Source organism: Bartonella sp. AA89HNZF (assembly GCF_042196905.1).
Classification (GTDB): domain Bacteria; phylum Pseudomonadota; class Alphaproteobacteria; order Rhizobiales; family Rhizobiaceae; genus Bartonella.
Genome location: NZ_JBHIRD010000054.1, coordinates 1 through 2,603 on the forward strand (window position 1 = coordinate 1; position 2,603 = coordinate 2,603).

The following is a 2,603-nucleotide window of genomic DNA, read 5'->3' on the forward strand; positions in this document are numbered from 1 at the left end:
TCTGTAAACCAAAAGGGAGTCTCTACCTGTGGACTTCCTGCTATTTGGTCAAATTCTTGATTACACTTGTCCAAAGCATCCCCACTCAAACCTACACACTCTTCGTCTATAGCTCTCTTTCGCCTTGTCACGGGCGCTTCAGTAGAAGAAACATCCCGTTTTTTTCGAGAAGAAAGACCTTCTGATGACGCTGGACCTATAAAATGTTCATGCGCTTTTAAAGAACAGGGTTGTATACTTGCAAAAGAACGCCAAGGGTCTAAATTGCGTTCATTATCAAGTCCCCGTAAAAATAGCCCCCGAAAATCGGGAACATTAAACGTCGTGGCGCCATCCCCTTCTCCCCACGTCGTTCCTATGACACAAAATAAATCCCAATAAACATACCGTGAATAAGCACTTCCATCACATGGCAACCAACCACCCGGCAAGCGCTCCATTGCAAACGGTCCTATCAGACCGGAAGGTAAACGTTTTAAGGAAGAAACTTTGCCCCTTGTCGGGTTGAGAACTTGCCAACCCGTAAGCTCTTCATCATACACAAGCGTATAAAGACAGCCATCTTGTATCTCTCCTCCCGATAAGGCTAATAAACCGGTTTCTGTTGCCTTATAAACGGGCTTATCGGCTAAATTATTTAAAGCAATTGTTGTCGCCCCAACATTCTTGCCCTTCGCTTTAAAACAAACCGATATGCCATTCTTATACTCTAAAAATGCCGATTGACTTAGAAGCCTTATCACGCTCGTCTTTTGGTTATTATCAACCGTCACAATCCCTTCAAGAACACCCCCCGTATCCGATAAATACTCACTTACCCGTTGCATCATAAAACGAGCGCTATTATTAACCGTGTTAGGGTGCTGTCCCTCTGACCAATTAATTAAAGCATCAGCACCACCATTCTCAGATGCCGTTAAAGACCAATCATAAATCGTGGACATCTAAACCTCACGTCTTGATTCCAAACACAACACTCATATTAATCGGGCGCGTCTCACTTATACCTGAACTTGCCAATGCAACATCACGCATGTGAAGGTGGGAATGGGGAAAGGCGAGCTTATGGTGCACGCGTATATCCTCTGCTCTCACGCCCAAACGTTCAGCAAGCTTCAATCTTTGCTGGTCATTCAACACATATCCCCAGATGATCGTCATATCACCATGCCAACTCTCTTCCTGATTTTCATCATTCAAAATCGTAAAGGATTGACCCCCATGGTCATGCTTTCTCATTGCGTCATTTTGTAAAGTGCCAAGATAACGAAAGCGGTCTATCTCGCGGTCATCATCAACACCTCGTAAAAAAACACCACGCAAATCGGGAACATTAAACTTCGTCCAACTATCAGCGCCTCCCCACCTGATCCCTATCGCTTCATAAAGAGCAGGATAATCACTACGCAAATAAGCCTTCCCATCACATGGTAACCAGCCATCTGGCAAAACTTGCATCCCAAAAATCCCTATCGTCCCTAGTGGATAAACAGGGATAACCGGCTCTTGCGATAAAGAGAGAGGCGTAGGATTTAAAACTTGCCAAGCATGATCCCTATAAACCAAGCTATAAATGCACCCCCTTTGAAGCTCGCCTCCCGATAAAACACGGAGACCTAATTCCGTCGCCTTGTAAACAGGTTTAGCCGCCAAATCATTCAAGGCAATTGCGGTTTCCCCAACATTCTTGCCCTTCGCTTTAAAACAAATTGATATCCCATTCTTATACTCTAAAAATTGCGATTGGCTTTGAAGTCTTATCAACGTCGTCTGGTGTTCAGCATCAACCGTAAAAGTGCTTTCAATCACACCACTCGTATCCGATAAATATTCACGCACACGCTGCATCATCACACGAGCACTATTATTCAGACTACTAGGACGTTGTCCTTTTGACCAATCAATCAAATCATCACAATAGGCATTCAAGGAGGCATTTAAAGACCAATCATAGATCGTCGACATCTTACACCTCATGTCTTAATCGCAAACAGAACACTCACATTAACTGGACGCGTCTCGCCTTCACCAGTGCTCTCCAAAACAACCTCTTGGTTCTCATCAAGAGTATGAGAACTTACAATGTAGCCCCCTAAATTCTCACGCTCTATGCCCATAAAATTCGCTAGAGAGCTCCCCCCAAACAAGCCTAGACGATAGCCCAACACATCCGTCGTATTCCCATCCCAAAAGTTTTCGTTGCTGGTAAAATGAGACATCGAAAGGCTCTGTCCTTGATGTTGATGCGACTCAATTAAATCTGTTTGCACACTGGCAAAAGAACGCCCCTCATCAATATTGCGCCCTCCATCAAGCCCCCGTAAAAACATCCCTCGAAAATCGGGAACATTAAATGTCGTGGCGCCATCACCCTCTCCCCAAACCGTTCCTATCGTCTCAAATAAATCACGATAATCACGACGCAAATAAGCCTTCCCATCGCAAATTAACCAATCCTTTGGAATCCCGCGCATTCCAAACGTTCCTATAAAACCCGTGGGATAAAGATTGCTTTCTTCTTCTTCTAAAGGGAGTGGGGTAGGATTAACAAGATGCCAATGATCTCCATTATAAAACAATGTATAAATGCACCCTTGTTGGAT

3 protein-coding genes are annotated in these 2,603 nt (G+C 44.2%); all 3 read right to left on the minus strand.

Annotated elements, in window-relative coordinates; translation table 11 throughout:
• Nucleotides 1-944 (minus strand): phage tail protein (locus ACFIN0_RS09535; protein ID WP_375702427.1); only part of this gene is annotated, 944 nt, incomplete at its 3' end.
• Nucleotides 945-951: 7 nt separating this feature from the next.
• Nucleotides 952-1,965 carry a phage tail protein gene (locus ACFIN0_RS09540; RefSeq protein ID WP_375610949.1) on the minus strand — a complete coding sequence of 338 codons (1,014 nt, stop codon included), beginning with the start codon at nt 1,963-1,965 and terminating at the stop codon, nt 952-954.
• A gap of 8 nt (nt 1,966-1,973) precedes the next feature.
• On the minus strand, nt 1,974-2,603 hold a 630-nt coding region (locus tag ACFIN0_RS09545), incomplete at its 5' end, for a phage tail protein (RefSeq protein ID WP_375702428.1).

Bases quoted from the DNA above. Each gene is read 5' to 3' on its own strand.
- ACFIN0_RS09540 (WP_375610949.1), bottom strand. From the start codon at position 1,965: ATGTCGACGATCTATGATTGGTCTTTAAATGCCTCCTTGAATGCCTAT.